We start from the raw sequence: 24,885 nt of genomic DNA, 5'->3' as shown, positions 1-24,885 counted from the left end.
ACCTGCGTCGCGCGGTTGCCGATCCTGTCGTAAGTGAAATCGTGCCAATACGGCCCCGGACCGCCCAGCCCGGCAACACTCTTCTGCGCCGCGCAGTCACCGCTCCGAGGTGTCCACGCGGAGGTCATCCGGCGCAGATAGTCGTAGGTGAAACACTGCGTCTCCGCGGCGAACGCCCCGGCTTGGGTCATTTTGGTGATGTTGCCGGCCGGGTCGTAGGTGTACGTGCGGTCTGACTCGATCATCTCCGGGTCCCCACCGGTTTTGACCTGTGTGTTGTGCAGGCGGCGGGTGCCCTCGGTGTAGATGTTGTTGATCCACACCTTGCGTGGGCTCTCGCCGTGCGTGAGCCGCAGCGTTTCGCCGTACGCCGAATACGTGTGCTCGGAGGCAAGCCTGCTCAGGCCGTTGGTCGTCAACGGCAGGTCGAACTCGTTATAGGTGCGGTGGATCGACTCACGGGGCAGACCACCGACCGCGGGCAGCTCCTCAGACTGGACCAGCCCGGTCACCGCGGAGTAGCTCGTGCGGTACTGGTAGGTGCCCGCGAGCTTGCCCTCGACCGCGGGGATCACCACCGAGACGTAGTCCGGCCGGTTCAGACTGTCGTATCGGTCGACCTGCTGCACGTAAGCGTTGCCGCCGACGTATCGGGTCGAGGAGGTGGGCAGGCCTTTGCGGAGGGTGTCGAAGACGGTCTCGGTGAGCTTGGTCTTCACACCGTTGACTTCTTCGGACGTGGTGGTTACCCGGCCGAGGTCGTCGTAGTCGTACACCAGCTTGCGGCCACGCGCGTCCGTGGTGGACTTCAGCTGGTCCATGACGTCGTACTCGTAGGTGCTGACGCCGGTGTCCGGGTCGGAGCTCCAGTTCTTGCGGCCAAGCCGGTCGTACTTGTACTCCCAGGTGTTGCCCTGTACGTCGACGACCTTGCTCAGCTTGCCCTTGGCGTCGTACGAATACTTCGTAGCGTCATACGGCGCTGAAGGCCGGTAGAGCCCGTCGGTGCTGCGTTGGTGGTAGTCACGCCGTTCCACGATCGCGCCGAGCGCGTTCTTGATCACCGCCGTCGCGGTGGCACCCTCGGGCGGGGTGGTGTAGGTGATATCGCCGCTGTAGCGGGTCTTGGTGCGCCACTGCTCGACGTCCATCACCTTCTGGATAGTCTCCAGCGGACGGCCCAGATCGTCGAACTCCGTCACCGTCTGGTTGGGAACCGCGTTCCCCTGTGCGCCGAACAACTCCGTCGACGGCTCATCTTTGTTGTAGTACGCGTTGTTGACGACATTCGCGTTACCACGCGAGTCGTAGAACGTGTCGGTAAGGATGCGCCCGCCGATCGGGCTCGGTGTCTGCGTCTGCCGCGAGCGCAACATGCCGTCAAGCAGGTTGTAGGAGGTGGTGTACTGCTCGTTCTCCTTCAGCGACTTCGACGTCACGACCGTCGGTGCGTCCTTGCGGTACTCATAGGAGTACTCGGCGTTCGGTGACTGGTTGCCCAGTTTTGACCGGCCGGGTTTCCACACCTTCACCAACCGGCCGAGCGGGTCGTACTCCAGATCCGAGCGTTCACCGTTCAGGCCGAACTCGGTCAGCGCCGCGCCTCGGGCGGTGTCCAGCAACGACTTGGTTTCCCAGCCAGCACGGTTGATCGTGGTCACCGTGTGCGGATTTCCGGTCGCCGGGGTGTAGATGACCTGCGTCTTGCCGCCGTCCGCGTCCGTCGACTCGATTGTGCGGCCGTACTCGTCGGCGATCGTCGACTCGACACGTTGGAAGGCACCTGTTCCGTTCCACCGGAACGAGGAGGTGACGATGCCGCGTGTCGGCGCCATGAGTGGCTTTTGGCCGTCGAACGCGGACTGGACGAAGGTCGTGATGTCATCGTCAGTACCCGGCCACGCACTACACGGCTTGGCGATACTCCGTACTGACGAGATGTACGTGAACATCCACTTCGCCTCGTTGCGCAGATACTGCTTCTCCGTGCACGACTCGTCGCCGCTGACCGCGAGATCACCTTCGTCCTCGGTCCGCTCCGCCAACCCCATGTTGTTGTACTGCGAAGACGACCGTGTCTGCCGCCACGTCGTACCGTCGCCCTGCAGACTCCGCTCCAGGGTCCACTTGCTGAGCAACATCACCGCGCGGTCTTTGCCGTCGTTGGCAGTCTCGATCAGATGCGGCTCGTTCACCGACGCGGAGACCACCCGGTCACCACTGATCAGCCGGTTCTCGCGAACAAACCCCGAGAGCTGATCGACATCTTCAACCCGTCCGCCGAAATCCTCCACCCAGACATCCCTCGGTGGCATGCCATTGGGCTGGAAATCGGCATCCATGCCGCGCAGATACACTTTTTCGCTGACACTGCGCGTCTCTCTGTCATCACCCTTGATGGTGCGGACACGCGGGTAGCCACGCCACTCCGACCACGTCCGGTGCTTGGCCTCAGCCAGGTCGTTGGAGTCGTAGTGCCACATCGCCAGGTTGTCGGTGAAGTACTGGAACTCCGACTTGGTCTTGGACGGGCCACCAGTCCTGGCGTCCTCGGTCACCGCTCGCACGACATACTTGTGGAACCAGTCGAGAGTCAGATCCTGGTGACCAGGCTTGTTCCAGAACACCGGATAGCACCGCATCTTGTTGTCGTGCGGCGTTGGCAGGTTCGTCGGCGTGCACTCCCCGGGCAGGTACTCGGCCTCGGTGAGACCACCCGCCTCGTTGACGATCCTCGTCAGCCGGTAACGGGTGATCGGAACGACAGTGTCGTCGCTCGTGTCCACTCGGTTGGGCAACGGGTTACCCGCGAACGTCACCTCCGGCAGAGTCACCGTCCCGCCGACATGACCGGCCCGGGTGACACCCGACAACCACAACGACTTCGGCGAACCGTCCACCGTCGGCGGGAACTCCTGCCGCAACGACCACGAATCCACGTCGTCGAAACCGCTGCCGTCCTGCCGCAACGACTGCGTGACGACCTTGGTCAGCCGCTTGCGGGTGAAGAACGCCGGCGAGTAACGGTCCGTGCAGTCCTCGCCAGCGTTGCAGATCCGATCAAACGGAACATCCGGCCAGTGCACCGCAGTGTCCTTGGTCAACTGCCCCGGATCACACGTGATCACACCGCTGGGCAGGCACCGCTCCGCGGTGTGGAACACCACCTGAGCGGGCGGTTTGGCCATCAACGCGTTCTCCCGCAGGCCGTACTCGATCCGGGCCAGCCGGTTCGACGCGTCGTACTGGGTGTTCACCCCGCGAAAGCCATTGCGCTGGTAGAAGTTGGTTTCCTTGTCGTAGTAGAACGCCATCGCGTTGCCGCGCGGATCGATCACCAAATCGACGTTCCATCGGTAGGCCTGCATGCACATCGAGTCCGCGTACGCTGGCTTGTTGCACGGTTCGCCCGCATGGTTGCCGTACACCGGCATGGTCAGCACCGAGTTCGTCGTCTCCGCCTTGCCGCTCTCGGCAGTCCACCCGGGCAACCGGTTGAGGCCGAGGAAGTACTGCGTGCCGTCGATCGTGGTGACCTTCCAATGTTCGCCCTGGTAGCCGTCGGTGAATCCGCCGATCTTCTCGATCTTGGAACCGTCGTCCTTCTCCGGCCGCAGCAGCCCGTTGCTTCCCTTGATCAGCTTGCCGGACATCCCGCCGAGCGAGATCGTGTACCGCTCGTCCTTCCAGCACATGTCGCCGGTCTTCTTGTCGCCTTGGTTGCTCCCGGCCTTGTCGATCTCACATGCGGTATAGGACCGCTCCATGAAGCCGCCCGTGGACAGCTCCCAGCCCTCACCCACCCACGAGGCCTGGTTGTTGGTCGCCGAAGTCCGGCCGTCCACACTACCCGCGGAGTACGCGAACGCCAACTGCGGCGCCGGACCACCTGGCGCCGCAGGCAACGTCACCGGCACCGAATAGGTGAAGTCACCGCTGGAATCCCCCGCGCTCCAGGAACCCGACGGCGCCAGGCTGCTCGCGCTGTAGTCACCGGCCGACCCCGCCGCGGCGGCAGCCGCGGCGATCACTGTGCCCTCTTGGCTCACCGCAGGCACGTCGGCGGTCAGCTCCATCCGCCGTGCGTCGTTCTTCGTCGGCAACGGTGTGGCGACCTTGCATTCCGGTTTGTCCGGTGTGGTCAGCACACACGCCGGATACCGCTGGAACGTCAGCCGCGATCCATAGTCGTCGCCGTAAGCGTGACCGAAGCCGCTGTAGTTCAAGCGGACCGTCGTGGTCTCGCCCTTGCTCGCGGTCGAAACCTTGAGCATCGTGCCTGCCACGCCTGCCTTCGCCGACGCGTCCTGGCCCAAAGTCTCCACCGCGACCTTGACATCACGCTGCGCGGACACCGCCACCGGGGACTGGCCCACCTGCTGCGGCGCGGCCCGTCCTCGCGTGTCCACTTCAGACTTCTCAACGGCCGGCCACACAACCGGCTTGACCGGCTCCTTGGGCATCGCCATGTTCGGCAACGGATTCACTTTGACCGGCTGGCCGGTGATGTTTCGCTCCTTCTGCACCGCAGGAGCAGAAGGGTCGCCCTGAGCAGGTAACGCGATCGCGGTGACCGACGTAGCAGTCACCATCAACGCCGTGGCGAGAGTTGTCGCCTTGATCAATAAGGCACGCACACGCATTCGGGTACTCCCCGTAGGAGCGACGGAAGGCAAAGGAGGTCGGCCGCGGGCCTTCGCCGAACGACCGGCAAAGGCCCACAAGCACAGGGAAAACCGTTACTGGAATCGCAAATCGTTCAGGCAGACGGGCACTTCCCAGCCACAAGCCTCCGGCAGCACACCGGTGAACACCCGCACATCGCGCAGCCCGCCCTTCCAGAACCCGGTGGGTTGACCGTCCCAGGTGGCACGGCCCATCAGCAGGTCCCGTCCTGGCGTCACGATCGTCGTGTTCACCCCGGCGTACTGCGGATGCGGGTTGGCGGGGTCGACCTTGACGACTTGGCCGCCATCCACCATTGCCGAAGTCTGCTTGTCCCCATTGACGTACAACTCGACCTTGCGGTTGACCGCGTCATAGGTCGCCGCGAGGTGCACCCAGCCGTTCGCATCGCCGTAGGTATGCGCCTCGTTGTCGCTGACAGTCCGCTTGCCCTGGTGATCAGGACCAGCGGAGATGTCCACGGTGACTCCCCACCGCCTGGACTCCGGGATATAGCCCAGCATCAGCGGAGACGACCGGTTGATCGCACCGAAGGCGATCGCCTGCGGGGGATGCGTGCTGTACTCGTCCGCACGAACCCACGCGGCCACCGTCCACGACTTGTCGGCGCGCATCCTCGAATCGAACGGGGTGACAACATTGCTGCCGAGATTCCACAGGCCGTGTGCGTCCGCTGGGCCGAGCACACGGTCGTACACCCTGACCTCGTCGAGCCGACCAGGAAAGTAGTCGGTGTTGGTGCCGTTCCACCGTGCACGACCAACCGTGAAGGCACCCGTGGACTGCCACATCGTCGGGGCCGCAGCCTCGCCCTCGATGTAACCGTTCACGTACAACAGCACCTTGCTGTTGGCCGAGTCATAGACACCGAGCAGATGTGTCAACACACCCGTCTTCGGTTCCCACCTGGAGTACGCGTCGGCGGTCGCCGGGTTCTGCCCATCGGCCGAGGACACGCTGAACGCCCAACGGCGCTGCGCCGTCGAGTACATCAGCCGGAACGGAGTACTGGCCGTCCCGTCCTGCGAAACGATCACCGCCTGCCCCGTGGCCCGGTCGAGGCTGGCCCACGCGGACACCGAAAAACTCTTCGTGGTGTCCACTATGGAACTCATGTGCTGCAGGTGCTGGTCCCCGTTCAACGTCACCACCCGACCATGCCTGTCATCGGCGTAGTTCGCTGGCGCATCACCAGTCCTGGTGCGGTGAACGAGGTTTCGGCCGTTGCCGGACCCGTCGTTGGTCGTGTTGTCGAACGTCCACCGGCCGAGCGGACCAGCACCGGCGACGGTGCCCATGTGGCTGACGTAGTTGCCGTCGAAGACAGCGGCAGCAGAGCCGCCGGACTGTCCCCATTTGACTCCGGTGCCGTACAGACTGCCCGGTGCACCACCGGCGACTGAGTTGGCGGCAGCCTGGCCTGACGTGTCGTCGAACTTGTACCTGTTTCGTTCGACCGGGACAGTTGCCAACTGGCCGACTTCGGTGTTCTTCAACGCCCCGTCGTACACGTTGATCTCGTCGATCACACCGTTCATCAGGTCGCGTCGCGTGTTGTCCGCACGGTTGGCACCAATCACGAACGGCCCTGCATTGGCGGTTGTGCCACCGGCATCAGCCTCGGCTTCCCTAACACCGTTGACGTACAGGGACATCTTGTGCATCACGTTGTCGTGCACTGCAGCGATGTGCGTCCACTGTCCCGCTTCAGGCGAAGACGTACCGCGCACCCACTGAGTGCCTGCCGGATCCTCGTTGACGGCGGCCAGACCGAACACCCAACGGTCGGCAGCGGGGTCGTATTGCACGACGAACCCGCTGTTAACGCTCGCATCCTGGCTGACAACCGTGTAACGGTTGTTCTTGTCGGCCAGCTTCACCCAGGCCGCCACCGAGAAGTCGGCCCTGGTGTTCAGCACCGCGGTGCTCGTCGCAGGCCGCTGCGCGTTTGTCGCCTCGAGTTTCAATCCCTTTGTGGCGTAACCAGTGTCGTACCCAGGCGCGGCCGCCGTCAGGTGGCTGTTGGCACCAGTGTTGGTCAAGTTTCCTTCGAACAAGTACTCCCCTGCCGGAGCCGCGTTCGACGTGCCGTTGTACAACGTGGCAACTTCGGCACCGGTCAACGCCCTGCCATGAGCCCGCACTGTGTCCACCGAACCCGTGAGGTACTGCGCCCGCATACCGTTCACCTTGGCCGCACCGACCACAAACGGACCTGCCGAGTTCCACGGAGTCGCCGGCACATCCGCCTCACCTGCCACTTGGCCGTTGACGTAGATCCGCGCCTTTCTCGTGGCCACGTCGTACACACCAGTCAGATGTGTCCAGGTGTGGAGGTTCGGTGGCTGCGACGAAAGCGCCTTGACCGCAACGGTCGTGTTGTCGCTATCCGCCTGGTCGAAGGTCAGTGCCCATCGATCGGCCTGATCGTCGTACAACATCTTCAGGCCGGACGTGCGCGCGCCGTCCTGGGACACCACAGCAGCGTTTGCGTCGTTGGCGTCCAGCTTCGCCCATGCCGAGACTGTGAAGCTGCTGTCGGTTCGTACCAACGAGTCCTTCGCGTGGTATGCCTCACGGCTGATTGAGTCAAGGACCGCGCCCGTGCCTTGTTTACCCTCGCCGAACGTGCCGTCCGGCGTGCCTGGTCCGGTGTAAACCAGTGTCTTGGCGTCGGAAACGTCCTGCAGCGAATCGTCGAACGACCACTTCGCGACCTTGCCGGACACTCCGACCTGGTAGTCGGAGACGTCGATCCGGTACCGCACGATCGGCGAGCGGTTACCTGCCCGGTCCACTGTGCGAACCGACAAGAACTGCGGCCCGGACACCGTCGGCGCCCACTTGACCATCGCCGGACCGTTGAACTGCCGTGGCCTGGCCTGGATCTGCGGATCATCGCCGCCCTGAGTGGTGAACGAGTACAGGTAGTACGCGGTGTCGTGACTCCGCCAATGCGGCTTGAAGGTGAAATAACCCAGCTTTCCCACACCGCCGGAATCACGGCCGGACGGATAGTCCCCAGACGTGACTTCGGGCTCGTATGGCGCGACCGTGTCGATCTCGAACTCGCAGTACGGAGACCAGTCGCTCAGCAGCTCATAGTCGCCGGTGATGGCGCGCCAGTTGTAGACACCTTCACCTGGCAAGGTCGCGGTGACCTCGCCGTAGCTGCCCGCCGGGATGTTGTTCTCCGCGACTTTCAGCAGATCACCATCGGGTTTGTCCCATGGCCCGCGCGTGACGTCCACGGTGAGATTCAACAAACCACCGAACTCCCGGGACTCCGGGTCACTCACCCGCGCACGCAGCCTGGGCGACCGGGTTCCCACGAACGGGCGCTCGGCACCGACCTTGCACGGCAGCGCTGACGTGGCCGGGTCACCCCAGCCGTTGACTCCCATGTCATAGGGCGCGTCAGGGCGACCGTTGTACCAGATGACCAAGGACGGGTTGAGCGTAAACCGACGCCAGGACTGCTGGCCGCCTTCGTCCGCGCCTTTGAGCACCAACGCCATTTCCCACCAGGCGTTGGACGCAGCCTCCCGAACCGCTTGCCCTGCTTCCAGGTCTATCCCCATGCCATTGCAGGACGACGCGGAGCCCTGGAAAACACGCCAGCCCGGCTGGTTGTCGTAGTCACTGTTGGCGTCGAACCAACTCGACGACCACAGCTCGGTAGGCCTGGGCGCGTTGCAGTCTGCGGCGTGCACCACGTCCAGGTGCAAGCCGGCCGAATGAATGGTCTTGCCGATCACCTTCGCGGTCTTCATCCGCAGGTAGGTCCGGGAGATGAAACACGGACCGTCGCAGATGTAACCGGCCTTCAGATCGCCCAGCGCGCCATCGGTCCGGTCGAAGTTCTTCGCCGTCGGCCACGCCGACTGCACCACCATGTGGTGTGCCTTGCCGCAGTCATTGCACCCGTAGCTCGGGTCGAGATAGACCGGGAACTTCGTCTCGGGCGCGGCCAGGAACGCCTGATCAGGCATGATCGCCACAGCGGCGTCGGACACCTCGACGCCCATCGTAGCCGACCGATCGCCGTCCGCTTTGCCCGTCAGCCGGTCCCGTTCGGTGGCCGGACCTGAGGAGTCCCACATCCGCGACGCGTCGCCCGTGAACACCGGACCGTCCGCACCGGCCTCCAGGCGACCATCGACTGCCCTGACCTTCGCACCCTTGCCGTACGAGCCGAAGGACACCCGCTTGAGCTCGGGATTCCTCGCCGCCTCAGCGGTTTTGACGACCAGAACCTGGTTGAACCCAGTGGTGTTCACGGTCACCTTCAGGTCCACACCGGGCAGGACTTCGGGATAGATGGCGGTCGCCCCCTCCAGACGAGGCTCGGGCAGAGGACGAGACCAACCCAGGCCGACCTCGATGCCATTCCTGCCGACCTTGACGATCGGCGACTTGTCGCCCCCGCCGGACAACGTCAGGTCCACGCTGGCCGCCTTCGGCGCGACCGTCCCGTCCGGACGACGCACCAACGTGGCATCCACCGGACTCCAGTCGTCACCTTGCCTGATCCGCACCGGTCGCGCGTGTTGCGTCCAGGTCAGACGTCCGTCCGGATTGGCGACGACCTCATTGGTCTCGTCCGTCTGGCTCAGCACGCGCACCGGTTTGTTGCTCTGCCGTGCGATTTTCAGTGCGGACGCCTCATCTGACACTTGTTCCGGTGCGGCAGCGGCCGGCGACCCGGCGAACACGGGCAACGGCGACACTATCCCAGCGAGCAACACCGCCGATACAGTCAGTGCCTGTCTTCGGGCATGGCGAATCACCAGCCTGTGCATAATGCCCCCTTCAACCTTCAAGCAACGACGTGCGGTCCGCGGCAAGCACCGCCATCACCGGGTGATCATTCACATCGGACTGTGATGACGGGCAGATGAACGGAATCCGCGACTTCCCGTCGTCCTACACTTGTGGCTGTGCACGGCTTCGACCGGAGACCTGCAGCACTGAACAAGCGCAGCACGAGGCCACGCACCACCGCTGGGCGCACCATGACTAAGCAGGACTCCAGACTCGTTTCACGCGCGGCCCCGACACCGCACAACTCCCACCCTGACCAACGAAGCTTCACCGAAGATCACGCGTTGGCAAAGACTCCATCCAGGCTAATTCTGTGACCAAGGCACTACACCGGGTAGATTCGGCGGCATTTCACTCCAACTGGTACGAGTCTGAACCACGGACACGCGTGGCGAAGAGGAGATCAGTCTTCGGGCCACATGGTGGCGATGCGGTTGAGGTTCACCACGTCCGAAGAGCCGCCGCGGGGCCTTCGAGCCGCCGCGACGACCGCCGTGCTACGGCGTTCGGACGCCGTCCGGAATGGACAATTGCATTTTGCGCATCGCGTCCTGCATGTTCGGACTGCTGCGGTCGGATCCTCGGGTTCGTGCGCCAAAGCGGTGTCCATCGAGTGCGGAAGGTTAGTGCCCGGCGGTGTGGGTACTTCGAGGTCACGTGCAACGTCGACGTCAGGGAGAGGCAATGGCCACCGGAGAGACCGGATTTGACGACGTGACCTACGACTTGATCTCCGTTCAGTACCACGCGTTGAAGGCGGGGCACGACTACGGGCAGTACGTGCGGGACGCCAAGAACGCCGGACGTGACGACATCGCGGAGTTCTTCAGTTCGGTGATGGCCGAGGACTCCGCGCGGGCGAAGCAGTGCCACAAGTTCCTCAAGGACCTCGCCACCAGCTCGCAAGCGGGACCAGCGACGTCTTAGGCCAGCGACCGCCGCGCCGCACTGTTCGCGGCGCGGCGGCATGTAAACGTTGTCGCCAGTGTCCTCAATGGCCTGACGTCGACTACCTTCGCGTTGCCGTGGCGAGAATTCCGGCGGTGAATCCCGCGGTCGTGGCGAGGTCGACGAGCTCGGTGGCGCGACCGGCTGGGAGCAGTACCAAGGGATAGCAGTCGGATTCGATGTCCAGGACAGCCAGCGCGGTGCCCGTGGCGCGGAGTTCACTGCCTGCCAGTTCGAGGAAGTCATGGGTGGCGAGGTCAGTGTCGGCGGTGTCGTACCAGGACCACGCCTCGGGGCTGGACCGGAGGTCCCGGAGTTGGGCGACGATCTCGTCCGCTGACTCCTTCCAGTCGACCTCGGCGAGCAGGTCGTGGTCGGCGAGGGCGTCGACCAGGGTGATCCACGCCAGTTCGGGCACGGGCTCGTCGATGCCTCGCTCGTCCAGGCGGTCGGCGTGCGCGTTCAGGTAGGACTCGGGGTCGGTGTGAGCGTGGACCACTCGGTCGGCGACGTCGGATTCGCCGGGGGCGAGCAGTGCGGCGAGGGCGATCAGCGCGTCTTGGGCGGTTGACGGCACGCGGGTCTCCTTGTGAACACGGGACGAGGCGGCAAGCGTAGTAGTCGCCGAAATCGCTTTGCACGGCTTTGGCGATCCCCGTATCTTCCGGCAGGTGCGTACCACTCTTCGCCGCGACCTGACCGAAGCCATCAAGGCCCGGAACCGTGTCGCGATCTCGGCGCTCCGCTCGGCTCTGGCGGCCATCGAAAACGCCGAGGCGCCCCCGATGGACGACCACCCCAAGGAAATGATGGCGGCCGGCGCGGGTTCCACCGAAATCGAGCGCCGTCACCTGACCGACGCGGATCTGTACGCGATCGTGGCGTCCGAAGTGGAGCAACGGTCTGCCGCCGCGGACCAGTACGACAAGCTTGGCCGCGAGGACGTGGCCGCGCGGCTGCGCGCCGAGGCCGACGTGCTGCGTCACCACCTGACTGCGGCCCAGTAGGACGTGGCGCCCGTCGATCCACTGTGGCCAGTCGGGATGCTATAGGTCACGGGCTGAGCACCGGAGTGCGGTCGATGAGGTCACACGTCCGGAAACGGAAGTTCTCAGCGCGGTGTGCCGGCGCAGGCTCCCCGGTCGCCTCCGCGCGGACGATCCTGTCGACGCGGAAAGCCCGTTCGGCCCTACGCGTCCGACACCAGGCGACGAGGTACCAATATCGCCCGCGCACCGTCGCGAACAGCACGGGCTCGACCTCGCGTTCCGTGTGGACGCCGGTCCTGTCGAGGTAAGTCAGCCGCAACACGCGGCGGTCGACGATGGCGTCCTGAATCACCGAGGGGACCGGCTGCGGCTCGTACTCTGGCCGTTCGAGCAACTGGATCCGGCTGGCCAGGTCGCGAGCGGCCGTGGCGTCGCGCGCCGACATCGCCGCGACGATCTTGTGGACGGCGCTGCGCGCCGCCTGGGCGAACGGCGTGCCGTTCGCCCGGTCGAGTACCACCGCGGCGGCGATCGCCTCGGCGGGCGTGAAGTTCAGCGGTGGCAGGGTCATCGCTTTGTCCAGCGTGTACCCGCCGCGCCGTCCGGTGTCGGCGTAGATGGGCACGCCAGCCTGCGTCAACGCGTCGATGTCCCGGGCGATGGTACGCACGCTGACCTCGAAGCGTGCCGCCAGCTCCCGGGCGCTGCGCCGGCGCGGTGCGGCTGCGCGTAACTCCTCCACGATGGCGTACAGCCGGTCTGTGCGGTTCACGCTGCCGGACGCTACCCGAGCCCACCGACAAAACTCGGGGTGAGACCGAGCGGAAACGCTGACATAAGGGTGTCTCACCGGCCGTCGATCGTGGTGTTCGTACCGCTCCTCCCCTGAACACCACAAGGAGAAAGACATGCCTGTCGGATACCTCGACGTGCCCGCCGGTGTCGACCTCGACCGGAAGAGGGAACTGGTGAAGGCGATCTACGACGCTCTGCACGAGGCCTACCCCTTCCCCGACGACACCCGGATCTTCCTGCGCGAGTGGCCGCTCGGCAGTGTGAGCCAGAACGGGCTCCTCGGCGCCGAGCCGGTCAGGCCGGTGTTCACCGCGCACGTCCCCCAAGGCACCACGATCGACGCCAAACGGACCATGCTCAGGAAGATCAACAAGGCAGTGGCGGACACCTACCGGCTGCCCGACTTCATGACCTTCCTCCATGAGCATTCCCTTGACGCCGTGGCCCTCGACGGCGGTCTGCTCGCGGACGACCAGCAGCGAGTCGAAGACCAGACGCGGGCCTACTCCTGATCGTGGCAAGCCCCGGGCCCTGTGACCGCTCGCCGCCCCTCAAGGACAGTCGGCGGGCACGCCGGGGCGGGCCAGGGTGGCAGTGGTTCGAGCAGGCTTGTCAGCAGGACCGGGAGCCATGGGGCACAACCGGATGACAGGCGGCTGTGTGTCGGTTCGGTTGCCGCTGTTGTCGAACGTGATCAGTCCGCCCGCACCGGGCACCGACTGTTCGCGGGAGGTGAAGCCACTGATCACAGTGTTGACCCCGCTGCGCTGAACCGGCCTGTTGGACGGCAGCGTCCGTAGCGCTTCGGCGATGGTGGTCAGCGCGTCATAGGCGTTGACCGCCCAGCCGGCGTCGGCGTGGGTGATGTCGAAACCCGCGTCGGTGAAGGCCTTGGCGAACACGTCGAAGTTCGGGTTGCCCGGCATGGGCCGGTCGGCGCCGGCCACCAGGGCCGCCAGCAACCGGACCTTGCCGGTGGCGAAGCTGGGTGACCGCAACGCTTTGACCCGGAAGTCCTCCAGCCGCGGGTCGTGCTCGGCGGCCCGCAGGCGATTGCCGTCCGACGTGCTCAGCACCGTGACCGACAGTGCCGAACACTGTCCTGCGGAGTATGCCTCGTCAAGGCTGTTGAGGAACGGGCCCAGATCCCGGCCGCGGGCGATGTAGGCGACGATCACGTCCTTCGCCAGGCTGCACACGCGCTTCGCGGTCTGCCCCACGGTGCTCAGCTCGTCGGCGTCGAACTTCACCTCGGTGATGTTGCCGCCGAACTGGCGTTGCATGAACGGCAACGTGGTGCAGGTGTACGGATCAGATCCTCCGGTGGGGACCATGATGAAGTCGGGACGACCCGGCGCCACCGCGCCGAGCTGGCTGATCTGCTGGGAATTGCGGAACGCGACCCGGTAGAAGTAGTCCCTGCCGATCCCGCGCGGATAGGTGATGTTCTCGTCACAGCCGTCGAAATTCGGCTTGTCGTCACGGGATCCGGTCTGGTCGAACCCCTCGGCGGTGATCAGGTCGGAGACCATCGGGATCTTGGCTCCGGCGAGGATGTCGGCCACGTCCGCCGAGTACTGGTGGCTCAGCCCGATTCCCGCGACGGCGACCACTTCGGGGCGTTGCGCGATGCGCCTGGCCACCTCGGCGGGTGTGTTCTCGGCGCCGTACTGGCCGATCTGCCCGACCAGCAGACGCATCGGGTGCAGGCAGCCGGTGTCGTTGGCGACTCGCTGCGCCGTGGCCATGCCTTCCAGTTCGTGCACGGCCCGGCTGCCGGCGAACCTGTCGGTCATGGTCATCAGCACGCCGACGGTCACCGGAGTGCCGTTCGGGGCGCATTTCTCCGCGGCGGCCTGGTTCTGCCGGTCGATCAGCTGCATCACCGGCGCGAACGCGTCGACACCGAAGGAGTACGCACCTTCGGACAAGCCGACGCACTCACCGTTGCCGGCCTCCCAGATGTCCGCGTCCGGCCAGAACCCGTCGCTGCAGCGCCGCGGCACGATCACCGGTCCCCACAGCCCGGCCGTCGCGGCGATCAGCAGGAGCGTCGCGACCAGGCCGAGGCGGATCCAGTCGGTCCAGCGCTTGGGAAAACGGCCCCGGCGAGGCAGGAGCCACCAGATGTAGCGGGATGAGCTCGCGGTCAACGGCGAATCCTTCGGCTAGTCCTGGTACCGGTCAGCGCGCAGCAGGCACGGCAGTGGATCGTCTCCGTCGTCGGCGATCCGGGTGAAGCTGTGCCTCGCGTGTGCCCGGAGGATCTTGATGTCGGCGGGCACGGTCAGGCAGGGGTCGTGGTCCAGCGCCGGGATCACCCCCAGCAGCCGGGCGATGTGCCCGACGGAGGTCGACGGCTGGTCGACGCCTCTGATCACGTCGATGTCGCGCTCCCGGGGATCGACGGTCGCGGTCACCTCGTCGAGCAACGCAAGCCAGTCGGCGCAGCGCATCCCGCCGCGCAGTTCGGCCAGTTCCGCCGCGACCTGGTCGCGGTGACCGAGCATCCGGTCGTGGTGCAGCCTGCCCGCGGTGTCCGTGTTGGCGCGCAACGTCTCGAAGACCACCGTCCAGCTCGCGTCGTCGTCGGCAGGGCGACGGGACAGCGCCCGCATTCCCAGATAACGCACCAACGGGCGCAGCCGCCCGTCTCGGCCGATCCACAGGGTCGGCGAGGTGAACAGCTGCGAGTCCCGGCCGACCGGAGCGGGCAGCAATGTCGTGAGCGCGCCCGCCTCCTGCCGGTTACGCGCGGCTGACAGCGTGATCAGCGCGGTGAGCAAGGCGGGGTTGACGACTCGTTTCTCGTCAAGCGCCCGGACGAACGGCAGCAGCAAGGTGTCCTCGACGCCGTGCAGCAACTGGTCGAGATCGACGGTGTTGAGCCAGGAGGGTTGGGCCTGCAGGCGTTTGAGGACGAACTCGGTCGACTGGGGATGTCCCCGCGTCAACCGGTAGACCGGCGAGGCGATCCGTCCGGTGCCGATGTGGTCCGGCCAGTCGAAACCCTTGGTCAGCTGGAAGACGTTGTCCCGGCTGAGGTCCGCTGTGGACACTCGCAGCCAGGAGCCCGACAGCCGGACCGTACCGGGCAGCTCGGTCTCGTCCCAGTGCTGGGCCGCGGGCTGCTCGGCGGCCAGTTCACCGGCGAGCAGGCCACCGCTGGTGGTGACGATCGTCAGGGGATCCGGAAGCGCGCTCTCCGGGTTCCTCGGTATGTCCGCGATCGCCCGGCGTACCCGGATCAACGAGCGGACGAACGACCGCGCGGCCGCGGTGTCCGCGTCGTCCAGCAGTACCACCACGTTCGCCGGCCGGTTGGCCGCGTTCGCCAGTCCGTACCGCAGATCCGCGAGCAGTGCCGCGACGAGCAGGTCGTCCACGTCCCGCCGGATGTCCGCGTCCTCGCTGCGGTACTGCCGGGCCAGCCGGAGCAACGCGTTCTCGGGCTCAGTGCTGAGACCCTGGCCCTGATGACCGAACCACGACCAGACCTGCGAGCTCCACGTGCGTTTGACCAGCCAGGTCGAGCGCTGCAGCCGCATCACGATCGCCTCGGCGATCCCCCTCGCCGTGTCCGGCGCGATCTCCGCGGCACCAGGGAACTTGATGTTCCCCGCCAGCGCTCCCACCGCCTCCACCAGCCTGGTCAGGAAAGCGGTCAGCGCGGTGCGGTCGGTATAGGTGTTGATACGTTCCCGCAGCCGCACCAAAGCGACATCCGGGTTGATGTCCGCGTCGTTCTCCTGCATCGCGATGTGCGCGAGAATCACCCGAGGGAACGAGATGTTGTAGCCAGGAGCTCCCACGCTCAGGCCCAGCATCGCCGCGGCGAGGACAGGCCGCACCGCACTGTCGTCGTCGCCGTCCAGTTCAAGGGGACGCACCAGGACGGTCGGGGTTTTTCCTTGCCATTCCTCGGCGATCTTCGTCAGCAACCGGGTGCGGCCCGAGCCGCCGCACCCCTCGATGACCAGCACCGGGGTGGTCTGCCCGTCGGCGACCGGGACCATCTCGTTGATCAGGTTGAGCAGGCTCGATCGCCCCACGAACACCGTGGCCCTCCCAGGCTTCTGCATCGCCAGGAGAGACGAACTTAAGGGCCGTCAGCCGTACCGCACAGCAAAAACCGCTTACTATCCACCGGTCAGCTTCGTGAATCACCCATTTGCCCTAACAAACCGCGTGGCTTTCGAGAGCGTTGCAGGCGGCCATCACCACGGAACCGCCCCAGCCGCCCCACGAACAGACCCCTCGTGAGTGTTTATCCGTGTTCTAACCCTGATAAACACTCACGAGTAGGTCGTACCCGGCAGGCCAATGAATTACTGTGCCCGAAAGGGAGTTTCCGGCGCCGGATCTTCGCCGCCACCTACGGCGACCCTCCCGACCCGCCCGCCGTCACCGCCGTGCTGACCGCCCTCACCGAAGCGGCCACGCCGTCGCCATCTGCTTGAATCGCCACGTGAGCGACTTCGACGTGTTCGTCGCCGACTGCCCCGCTCGCACGACGTTGAGCCTGGTGGCCGACACCTGGTCGGTCGTCGTGGTGTTCGCGTTGGGAAGCGGGCCGCAGCGGCACAGCGATCTGCTGGCGAAGATCGGTGGGATCAGCAAGAAGATGCTCACCCAGACGCTGCGCAAGCTGGAGCGCAACGCCCTCGTGCAGCGCCGCCGCCTCGCCACCGCGCCACCGGGCGTGGAGTACCGGCTGACCTCGCTCGGCAACAGCCTCCTGGGACCGGTGTCGGTGCTCGCCCGGTGGGCGGAGGACCACGCCGCCGAACTCGCCGGCCCCGACGACGCCGGCTGATCCGTGGGCAACCGGGTGGTGCCCTACGGACTCCTAGCCTCGCCGTCATGAGAATCGGTGTTCTTGGAGCCGGGGCGATGGCCGACGCACTCGGCACCCGCTGGGCCGCCGCAGGCCACGAACTGATGGTCGCCGGCCGCACCCAGGCCAAAGCACAGGCACTGGCCGGCAAGTGGCAGGCCCGCACCGGGACCTTCCGGGAAGCGGCCGAGTTCGGCGACGTCGCGCTGATCGCGGTCCTGTACCAGGGGATGCCCGAAACCCTCGCGGAAATCGGCGCCGCACTGCGCGGCAAGGCGATCATCGACTGCAACAACGCGGTCGAGGTGGAGCACTTCACGCTCGTCACCGAACCCGGCCGGTCGATGGCCCAGCACATCGCGGAGGTGACCGGTGGGCACGTCGTCAAGGCGTTCAACCTCTGTCACGCCCGCGTCTGGCAGATGCAGCCACCCGTGTTCGACGGCCGCCCGCTCACCGTCCCTTACTGCGCCGACCATGACCCGGCGGCGAACCTGACAGAACGCCTGATCACCGACCTCGGCTGTGTGCCACTGCCGGTCGGCGACCTGCGGCACGCCCACCACCTCGAAGCGATGGCCGCGATCGTGATCTCACTGCTGTTCACCGGAAGCGACGCCCACACCGTGTTCAACCTCGTCGACCACGTCCCGCAGCTGCCCGGGATTCGCCCTGCGGAAGTTCGCTAGGCCGTGTTTCAAATGCCCGATCGCGATAGCCGGGCCGGATGCGGTTCCTGACGCCACCGCGGGACCGCCCAAAGACAACCAGTATTCGCGGCGATCCCGCGGCGACGCCAGGAACCGCCCCACCGAGCCGATTCCGGCCTCCGGCCGGGGCAGACTCTCATCGACCGGGACATTCGAAACACGACCTAGCCGTCGAGGGTGACGACCACCTTCACGTCGTCGGGCCGTGCCGTGAACGCCTCGGCGGCCCGTGCCAACGGCATCCGGCGTGTGATCAGCCCGTTCAGCCATGCCGGATCAGCCTTGGCCAGCGCGTCGGCCGCCTGCCGGTAGTGGCGCAGGTTGGCGTTCACCGACCCGAGAACGACGTCGTTCTCCAGCACCAGCTCACGGTTGATACCGGCCGCGTCGAACGTCAGCCGGCGGCCGGGCGCGGAGACGCCGGTCAAGCACACAACGCCGTAGGACGCGGTGTGGGCCATGGTGTCGAACACGACCTGGCCCACACCCGTCGCCTCGATCACCACGTCGGGTTCGAGCCGCGCAGCGACCGTGTCGACCGGATCGTGGTGGTAGGTGGCGCCGAGCGCTGCCACCAGGGCCGGTTTGGGGCCGTCGGTGACCTGGTCGAGCACGTGGACCTCCAGGCCGCGCTGCACACCGAGCAAGGCCGCGAGCAACCCGATCGGCCCGGCGCCCGTCACCAGCACACGCCGCGGCTCGAACCAGCTGCGCTCGCCGACCCGCTGTACCTGCTCCCATGCCTTGGCGACCACTGACGCAGGCTCCATCAGCACGCCCACGCCGACGAGGTCCGGATGCAGCGGCACCGCGTAATCCGGCTCCACGCACCACAGTTCGCTGCCGTACCCGTCGATCTGCTTGATCCCGCGCTCGGTGTAGCGGCCGTTGCGGCACATGTCGAACTCGCCACGGGCGCATGCGCCACACGGCACCGGGTCCGGCCTGCGGACCACTCCGACCACAAGGTCTCCTGGGGCGAACCCGCTTCCGTCCGGTGCCCGCCGGACGCGGCCCAGCGACTCGTGGCCGAGCACCAGCCGCTGCCGGTCCGCCGGAGCCCAGCCGTACTCGCCGGCCGCGATCTCCCTGTCCGTGCCGCACACGCCCAGCGCCAGCCCTTCCACCAGCAACTCACCGGCATCGGGTTCGGGATCCGGCACCTCGGTGATCGCCAGCGATCCGGCCCGGCCAGGTTCGACAGTCAACGCCCGCATACCGACGCGGCTACCCCGGACAGCGGTCTGTTACCCACTCGTCTTCAGCGAGGGAAACGGGATCAACCGGACAGATCTGTTCCTGATGGCCGCTGCCGCACGCGCGCGATAAGGTGATCGCACAGGTGACAACCATGTGTGAGTGCCTGACTACAGGGCGTGCTGACATGTTGGTCTTGGCGAGAGCGGGCACCTCGTGACGGAGATGAACGGGCGAAGCCTGAACTGGTCGGTCGAGACGACTGACCGGTCGACAGTCGTGCACCTGCACGGCGAGATCGATCTGGCCACCGAGGACGAGTTCGCGGACGCGGCCCGGGCCGGGCTGGCGGAGAACTCGCCGGTGGTGATCCTCGACCTGACCAAGGTCACCTTCCTGGGATCAGTGGGTCTGCGTGTGCTGGTGCTGGCGCACCGCGAGGCTGCCGACGCCGGCCTTGTGTTGCAGGTGGTGGAGGGCTCGCCGATCGTGCACCGAATCCTGGAGGTCTCGGGTCTCGACCAGCTGCTCTCGGTGCACCCGACGCTCGACGACGCCAATCGGGCGGCTTCGGCCGATTAGCGCCGTCTCCGTAACAGCCTTTTACAGCCCAGGACACTATCGTCGCGCTATGCCGACGGAAACGTCCAATCCACTACGCCGCCCTTATGTCGTCGCGCATGTCGCCGTGGCACTGGACGGGTCCACGACGGACTTCGAGCCGGACCTGGGCCAGTTCTACGAACTCGCCGCCACCTGGAACGAGGACGCCACGCTGACCGGAGCGGACACGATCCTCGCGCAGGAACCGGCGCTGGCCACGGCTCCTCGCCCCGGCCCGGCCCCGGACGGACCACTGCTGGCCGTCGTCGACGGACAGGGGCGAGTCCACGAATGGGATGCGCTGCGGGAGGCCGGCCACTGGTCGGACGTCCTCGCCCTGCACGCTGAGGCGACGCCACCCCGGCCTGCCGGCCGATCCGTCGAGGAGTTGGTCGTCGGGTCGGAACGTGTCGACCTGGCCGCGGCGCTCACCGCACTCGGTCAGTGGCACAACGTCGAGGTCGTGCGCGTGGACAGCGGCGGCACGCTGCTCGGCGCGCTTCTGGGCGCCGGACTGCTGGACGAAGTGAGCCTGCTCGTCCATCCTTGCCTGCCCGGCACGCGGAACAACCACTTCTGGCACGGACTCACCACGACAGCCACCAGGTTCACACTTGTGGACAGCCGCGCCGTCAACGACGGCCTTGTCTGGCTTCGTTACCAGCCACACGCGGAACCGGCCCAGTGACACAAGGAACCCCGGACACCGCTTCCGGCCGAGTCTGACTGGCAGGCCGCGGCGCCGTTGGGCGAAGTGGCGGTTCGCCCATCCGCCACCCGTACGCAGTTGCGATCACCGACATTGACAACAAAAGGCGGCCCCGCGAAGCTCTGGGAGCGCTCCCAGGATCACCGTCGATGAGGACACGCCCATGAGATCGCGTCACGTCGTGCTGGCCGCTCTGCTGGCCGCCCAAGCCCTCCTGGCCACCAGTTCGCCGGCACAGGCCGATCCGGCCGCCACCGTCACGGTCAACACCAGGGCCGGACTGGAGACCGTGCACGAGGCCGCGATCGGGGTGAACCACGCCATCTGGGACGGCCAGCTGGGTAGCGATGCCGTCAGCGATCTGCTCAAAGACGCCGGTGTCCGGGCCATGCGCTATCCGGGCGGGTCCTATTCGGACATCTACCACTGGCGGGACCACACCGCTCCCGGCGGCTATGTCGCCCCCAACACCGACTTCGACACGTTCATGCGCGGGGTCCGGCGCGCGGGCGGGCAGCCCATCGTCACCGCCAACTACGGCACCGGCACCGCCGAAGAGGCCGCGGGGTGGGTGCGCTACGCCAACATCGAGAAGGGCTACGGCGTCAAGTACTGGGAGATCGGCAACGAGAACTACGGCAACGGGCACTACGGCGCGAGCTGGGAGGCCGACCACCACCCCGACAAGAGCCCCGCGTACTACGCCAACCTCGTCCGCGACTACGCCACGGCCATGAAGGCCGTCGACCCGACCATCAAGATCGGCGCGGTGCTCACCACTCCGGGCGACTGGCCGGACGGCATCACCGCGGCCGGGGACGCCGGCTCGTGGAACGAGGTCGTGCTGTCGATCGCCGGTCCCGTGGTCGACTTCGGCGTCATCCACTGGTATCCCAGCGGGGACACCGCCGCCCAGGTGCTGACCAGGACCGACCGGGTCGCCCACCAGATCGCACTGGTCCGTGAGCAGTCACGCCGGCTGGCGGGCAAGGACCTCGGGATCGCGTTGACCGAGGTCAACACGTCCTACGGCCGCAACACACAACCGGGCGCGCTGTTCGCCGCCGACGCCTACGCGACGATGCTGGGGCAGGGCGTGTTCACGGTCGACTGGTGGAACGTCCACAATGGAATCGGCCAGGTCCGTCAGATCGCCGGGCACACCGACTACGACGACTTCGGCCTGCTCTCCAGCGGTGCCTGCACCGCCGACGGCACGGTGTGCCAGCCCGCGCTCAACACGCCGTTCGCGCCGTACCACGCGATCTCGATGCTGTCGCGCTTCGCCCGTCCGGGCGACCAACTCGTCACGGCCGCCACGAACGATCCGCTGATCCGTTCCCACGCCGCCCGGCGCCCCGACGGCGGTATGGCGGTCATGCTGATCAACCAGGACCCTGACGCGGCCAGGACCGTGAACCTGAAACTCCTCGGCTACACCGCGGCCGCCACCGCGACTGTGCTGACGTTCGCCAACGGTGACAGCGGCATCGCCACGACAACGGGTTCGTCATCCACCGCGACGCTGCCGCCGTACTCGATCACCACCCTCGTGCTGAAGCCCGCGACCTCGACGGCTCTCCCGGCCACTCCGGCCCGTCCGGTCGCGGGCTCGGTCAGCGACCACACCGCAACACTGTCCTTGCCCGCTCCGCCCGCCGGTGTGAAGCACGAGATCCACCGCGTCAACGGCGCCAACACCGACCAGTGGGGCGAGACCACCGCCACCACGTTCACCGCCTCCAACCTCAGCCCCGGCACCACGTACACCGTCAACATCGTCGCCCGGGACAACGCGGGCCGGTCATCGTGGTCCTCACCGCCGCTGACCTTCACCACCGGCACTCCCACCACATCGTCCTGCGCGGTCACCTACCGGGAGACCAGCAACTGGGGCAACGGTTTCGTGGCCGACCTGGACATCACCAACACCGGCACCACCCCCGTCACGAACTGGACGCTGACCTACGCCTGGCCCACCACGTGGCAGCAGGTCGCCAACGGCTGGAACGCCACCTGGTCGCAGACGGGCCAGCAGGTGTCCGTCGCCGACACCACCACGCTGGCCCCGGGTGCGTCGGCCACCGTCGGATTCGTGGGCAACTACCAGGGCCCGAATGTGCGTCCCCTGCGGTACTCCCTCAACGGAACCCTGTGCACCACCCGCTGAAGCCGGTCATCCGGCCTTCGCCCAGATCCGGCTGCGCAGGTCCGTGCCGCGGATGACCTGGACGCGCCAGGGATCAAGCCGCAGCAGGTGCAGCTTGGGATCCGACGGCGACTGCCAGAAGTTGCCGAGGTCGTACCCGGCTCCGCGCGGACTCGTCGCCCGGTAGAGGTTCCAGACGTACTGCTTGACGTCCGGGTCCCGCTCCCATTCGGCCACGGCTTCGATGGCGACCGAGTTGTTCCCCGGCTTCCAGTACGAGAAGGACGTGTTCGGGTTTCCGGCGAGGTGTGCCGCTTTGACGGGTGTGTGATACGTCGCGAGCCAGCCGCGCGGCTGTCCGTCCACGTTCTCCCAGACAGGGATGAGGATTCGGGTGCGCGGCCGGTTCTTCGTGTCCACAGTGACCATGGTGGCGTACACCGTGGCGCCGACGAACGCGTTGAACTCGGCTTCGATCTCGGCGAACGACGTGACTGTCCGGGTCATCGGGGCTGCTCCGTCTTCTTGCGGGCGGGAATGCTGACCACGGCGGCGAGTGCCGCGGCGATGATCGGCACCAACAGGGCGGCCCGGTAGCCGTCGAGCACGTCCTGCGCGGCACTGCCCTTGGTGACGGCGACGATGACGGTCGTGCTGGCCGCCAGCCCGAGTGCCGCGCCGAACTGGAAGGAGGTGTACAGCAGTCCCCCGGCCAGTCCCTGTTCGCCCTCGTCGACGCCGTCCGTGGCCACGATGGTCAACGGGCCGTACGCCAACGCGAACGCCACGCCGAGGATGATCATGGTGGGGAACATGGCGAGGTAGCCGGTGTCCATGCCGATCGGCAGGAAGGCCACATAGGACACGACGGCGAGCACGAGTCCGGCCAGGATGACCTTCGTGTTGCCGAACCGGTTGACCAGCCTGGGTGTCAGGGTCGGCGCGAGGACGGCGTCCGCGCCGATGGCCAACATCGCCAGGCTGGTCTCCAGCGAACTCCACCCGCGCAGCTCCTGCAGGTGCAGCACGGCGATGAACTGGAACCCGAAGAAGGCCGCGGCGAACAGCAACCCGGCGACGTTGGCCCGCACCAGGCTTCCGGAACGCAGGATTCCCAGCCGTATCAAGGGAACCGCTGACTTGCGCTCGATCACGACGAACGCGGCGAGGAGCGCCAGCCCTACGGTGATGGCGGCGACGGTCCAGCCGGCGCTGACGTGAGCGGCTCGCTCGACGCCGAGCACCAGCAGCATGATGGCCGCCGTGATGGTGACCGCGCCGAGCACGTCGACCCGCCGGTCACGCGGTTTTTCCACAGCGGTCGCAGGAATCAACGGCACCGCCAGCACCAGGATGACCAACGCCAGCACGGCCGGGGCGAAGAGCACCAACCGCCAGTCGACGGCGGCGAGCAGACCGCCGAGCACCAGCCCGAGCGAGAAGCCGCCCGCCGCGGTGCCGGAGTACACCAGCAGCGCCTGGTTGCGTCGCGGCCCTTCCTCGAACGTGGTGGTGATGATGGACAATCCGGCCGGTGTCATCACGGCGGCGGCGACACCCGCCACGAAACGGGCGGCGACGAGCATCCACCCTTCGGTCGCGAGCCCGCCCAGCGCGGACACGACGAGGAAGACCGCGAGCCAGGCCAGGAACATCCGGCGCCTGCCGAACAGGTCCGCCGCCCGGCCGCCGACGAGCATGAACCCGCCGTATCCCAGGACGTAGGCGCTGATCACCCACTGCAGTTCGCCGGTGGACAGGCCGAGGTCGGCCCGGATGGCGGGCAGCGCCACGTTGAGCATGGCGACGTTGATGCCCTCGAGGAAGATCGCCCCGCACAGGACGAACAGCATCCCCCAGGCCCGTGGCGTCATCCGTAAGGACGGAGCCTGAGGTCGAACGGTGGTGGACACGCCAAGTCCCTTCCATGGTTCCGATTGGTAACAAAGGAATCTTGTGTGACCATTGACAACCATGGAAGACGGCACTTCAAAGGCACTGGGTTACTGCACGGGAACCTACGACGACCAGGTCATCCAGTGGGACACCCGTGCTGACTGTGACGTACGGCGCATCCTCGACCGCATCGCGGACAAGTGGTCGCTGCTCGTCATCGCGTTGCTCGACCGGCAGACGATGCGGTTCTCCGAGTTGCGCCGTGCCATCGACGGCGTGAGCCAGCGGATGCTCACCGTCACGCTGCGCCATCTGGAACGCGACGGGCTGATCAGCCGGACCGTCTACCCCGTGGTCCCGCCGCGGGTGGACTACGCGCTGACCCCGCTGGGCATCTCCCTGCATCAGGTGATCAAGTCCCTGGTGACGTGGACCGAGGACCACCAGGGCGAGATCGCCAGGGCGCACGACGAGTACGACCGGCGGGCGGAGCAGGAAGAGCACCAGCAAGCCGTTCTCGGCGCCTCGGTCTAGCTTGAGTT

At 66.4% G+C, this 24,885-nt stretch carries 18 protein-coding genes; 9 read left to right on the top strand and 9 right to left on the bottom strand.

The window, feature by feature from the left end:
• Positions 1-4,643 (bottom strand): RHS repeat domain-containing protein (locus tag GC106_RS42975; protein WP_173141958.1); only part of this gene is annotated, 4,643 nt, incomplete at its 3' end.
• Between the two features lie 96 nt (positions 4,644-4,739).
• Positions 4,740-9,434, bottom strand: a complete 4,695-nt coding sequence (locus GC106_RS42970) for a LamG domain-containing protein (RefSeq protein WP_173141957.1) — start codon at positions 9,432-9,434, stop codon at positions 4,740-4,742.
• Between the two features lie 760 nt (positions 9,435-10,194).
• Between GC106_RS42970 and GC106_RS42965 the strand changes: the two genes are divergently transcribed.
• Entirely contained in the window at positions 10,195-10,437 is a 243-nt protein-coding gene (locus GC106_RS42965) for an acyl carrier protein (protein WP_173141956.1), read from the top strand.
• A gap of 82 nt (positions 10,438-10,519) precedes the next feature.
• Here GC106_RS42965 and GC106_RS42960 read toward each other — a convergent pair whose 3' ends face one another.
• A complete protein-coding gene (locus GC106_RS42960; RefSeq protein ID WP_173141955.1) occupies positions 10,520-11,035 on the bottom strand; it encodes a DUF6630 family protein in 516 nt (171 codons plus the stop codon).
• Between the two features lie 94 nt (positions 11,036-11,129).
• Here GC106_RS42960 and GC106_RS42955 point away from each other — a divergent pair, with 94 nt between their 5' ends.
• Positions 11,130-11,465 carry a GatB/YqeY domain-containing protein gene (locus tag GC106_RS42955; protein ID WP_173141954.1) on the top strand — a complete coding sequence of 112 codons (336 nt, stop codon included), beginning with the start codon at positions 11,130-11,132 and terminating at the stop codon, positions 11,463-11,465.
• 46 nt (positions 11,466-11,511) lie between these two features.
• On the opposite strand, the gene GC106_RS42950 is transcribed toward GC106_RS42955, so the two are convergent.
• Positions 11,512-12,219, bottom strand: a complete 708-nt coding sequence (locus tag GC106_RS42950) for a helix-turn-helix transcriptional regulator (protein ID WP_173141953.1) — start codon at positions 12,217-12,219, stop codon at positions 11,512-11,514.
• 136 nt (positions 12,220-12,355) lie between these two features.
• Between GC106_RS42950 and GC106_RS42945 the strand changes: the two genes are divergently transcribed.
• Positions 12,356-12,754 (top strand): tautomerase family protein, encoded by a 399-nt coding sequence (locus tag GC106_RS42945; protein ID WP_173141952.1) that lies wholly within the window; start codon positions 12,356-12,358, stop codon positions 12,752-12,754.
• 39 nt (positions 12,755-12,793) lie between these two features.
• On the opposite strand, the gene GC106_RS42940 is transcribed toward GC106_RS42945, so the two are convergent.
• Both GC106_RS42940 and GC106_RS42935 read right to left on the bottom strand, forming a co-directional pair.
• The gene (locus GC106_RS42940) at positions 12,794-14,395 is read right to left on the bottom strand and encodes an ABC transporter substrate-binding protein (RefSeq protein ID WP_173141951.1); all 1,602 of its coding nucleotides are present in this window, start codon (positions 14,393-14,395) and stop codon (positions 12,794-12,796) included.
• Between the two features lie 15 nt (positions 14,396-14,410).
• Positions 14,411-16,300: a hypothetical protein gene (locus GC106_RS42935; RefSeq protein ID WP_173141950.1), complete on the bottom strand. Its 1,890-nt coding sequence runs from the start codon at positions 16,298-16,300 to the stop codon at positions 14,411-14,413.
• A 410-nt stretch (positions 16,301-16,710) separates the two neighbouring features.
• Between GC106_RS42935 and GC106_RS42930 the strand changes: the two genes are divergently transcribed.
• Together GC106_RS42930 and GC106_RS42925 are read left to right on the top strand one after the other, a co-directional pair.
• Positions 16,711-17,058, top strand: coding sequence for a winged helix-turn-helix transcriptional regulator (locus tag GC106_RS42930; protein WP_173141949.1), 348 nt, complete (start codon positions 16,711-16,713; stop codon positions 17,056-17,058).
• Between the two features lie 47 nt (positions 17,059-17,105).
• Positions 17,106-17,768 (top strand): NADPH-dependent F420 reductase, encoded by a 663-nt coding sequence (locus GC106_RS42925; protein WP_173141948.1) that lies wholly within the window; start codon positions 17,106-17,108, stop codon positions 17,766-17,768.
• Between the two features lie 185 nt (positions 17,769-17,953).
• On the opposite strand, the gene GC106_RS42920 is transcribed toward GC106_RS42925, so the two are convergent.
• Positions 17,954-19,006: a glucose 1-dehydrogenase gene (locus tag GC106_RS42920; protein WP_173141947.1), complete on the bottom strand. Its 1,053-nt coding sequence runs from the start codon at positions 19,004-19,006 to the stop codon at positions 17,954-17,956.
• 205 nt (positions 19,007-19,211) lie between these two features.
• Between GC106_RS42920 and GC106_RS42915 the strand changes: the two genes are divergently transcribed.
• The 3 genes from GC106_RS42915 (at position 19,212) to GC106_RS42905 (ending at position 22,468) form a co-directional block, all read left to right on the top strand.
• A complete protein-coding gene (locus GC106_RS42915; protein WP_173141946.1) occupies positions 19,212-19,568 on the top strand; it encodes an STAS domain-containing protein in 357 nt (118 codons plus the stop codon).
• 49 nt (positions 19,569-19,617) lie between these two features.
• Positions 19,618-20,277: a dihydrofolate reductase family protein gene (locus tag GC106_RS42910; RefSeq protein WP_173141945.1), complete on the top strand. Its 660-nt coding sequence runs from the start codon at positions 19,618-19,620 to the stop codon at positions 20,275-20,277.
• Positions 20,278-20,461: 184 nt separating this feature from the next.
• The gene (locus tag GC106_RS42905; RefSeq protein ID WP_173141944.1) at positions 20,462-22,468 is read left to right on the top strand and encodes a cellulose binding domain-containing protein; all 2,007 of its coding nucleotides are present in this window, start codon (positions 20,462-20,464) and stop codon (positions 22,466-22,468) included.
• A 6-nt stretch (positions 22,469-22,474) separates the two neighbouring features.
• Here GC106_RS42905 and GC106_RS42900 read toward each other — a convergent pair whose 3' ends face one another.
• Positions 22,475-22,954: a pyridoxamine 5'-phosphate oxidase family protein gene (locus GC106_RS42900; protein WP_173141943.1), complete on the bottom strand. Its 480-nt coding sequence runs from the start codon at positions 22,952-22,954 to the stop codon at positions 22,475-22,477.
• On the bottom strand, positions 22,951-24,360 hold the full coding sequence (locus GC106_RS42895) for an MFS transporter (RefSeq protein ID WP_376777822.1): 1,410 nt from the start codon (positions 24,358-24,360) through the stop codon (positions 22,951-22,953). Before GC106_RS42895 ends, GC106_RS42900 begins: the two co-directional genes overlap by 4 nt.
• A 61-nt stretch (positions 24,361-24,421) precedes the next feature.
• Between GC106_RS42895 and GC106_RS42890 the strand changes: the two genes are divergently transcribed.
• On the top strand, positions 24,422-24,877 hold the full coding sequence (locus GC106_RS42890; RefSeq protein ID WP_173141942.1) for a winged helix-turn-helix transcriptional regulator: 456 nt from the start codon (positions 24,422-24,424) through the stop codon (positions 24,875-24,877).
• The last annotated feature ends 8 nt before the right edge of the window (positions 24,878-24,885 follow it).

It is taken from the genome of Kibdelosporangium persicum (assembly GCF_013280595.1).
Classification (GTDB): Bacteria; Actinomycetota; Actinomycetes; order Mycobacteriales; family Pseudonocardiaceae; genus Kibdelosporangium; species Kibdelosporangium persicum.
Note: the sequence above shows the minus strand (reverse complement) of the source record. Positions and strands in the feature narration are given on the sequence as shown.

Bases quoted from the DNA above. Each gene is read 5' to 3' on its own strand.
- GC106_RS42925 (WP_173141948.1), top strand. From the start codon at position 17,106: ATGAGAATCGGTGTTCTTGGAGCCGGGGCGATGGCCGACGCACTCGGC.
- GC106_RS42890 (WP_173141942.1), top strand. From the start codon at position 24,422: ATGGAAGACGGCACTTCAAAGGCACTGGGTTACTGCACGGGAACCTAC.
- GC106_RS42915 (WP_173141946.1), top strand. From the start codon at position 19,212: ATGAACGGGCGAAGCCTGAACTGGTCGGTCGAGACGACTGACCGGTCG.
- GC106_RS42920 (WP_173141947.1), bottom strand. From the start codon at position 19,006: ATGCGGGCGTTGACTGTCGAACCTGGCCGGGCCGGATCGCTGGCGATC.
- GC106_RS42945 (WP_173141952.1), top strand. From the start codon at position 12,356: ATGCCTGTCGGATACCTCGACGTGCCCGCCGGTGTCGACCTCGACCGG.
- GC106_RS42910 (WP_173141945.1), top strand. From the start codon at position 19,618: ATGCCGACGGAAACGTCCAATCCACTACGCCGCCCTTATGTCGTCGCG.
- GC106_RS42900 (WP_173141943.1), bottom strand. From the start codon at position 22,954: ATGACCCGGACAGTCACGTCGTTCGCCGAGATCGAAGCCGAGTTCAAC.
- GC106_RS42905 (WP_173141944.1), top strand. From the start codon at position 20,462: ATGAGATCGCGTCACGTCGTGCTGGCCGCTCTGCTGGCCGCCCAAGCC.
- GC106_RS42965 (WP_173141956.1), top strand. From the start codon at position 10,195: ATGGCCACCGGAGAGACCGGATTTGACGACGTGACCTACGACTTGATC.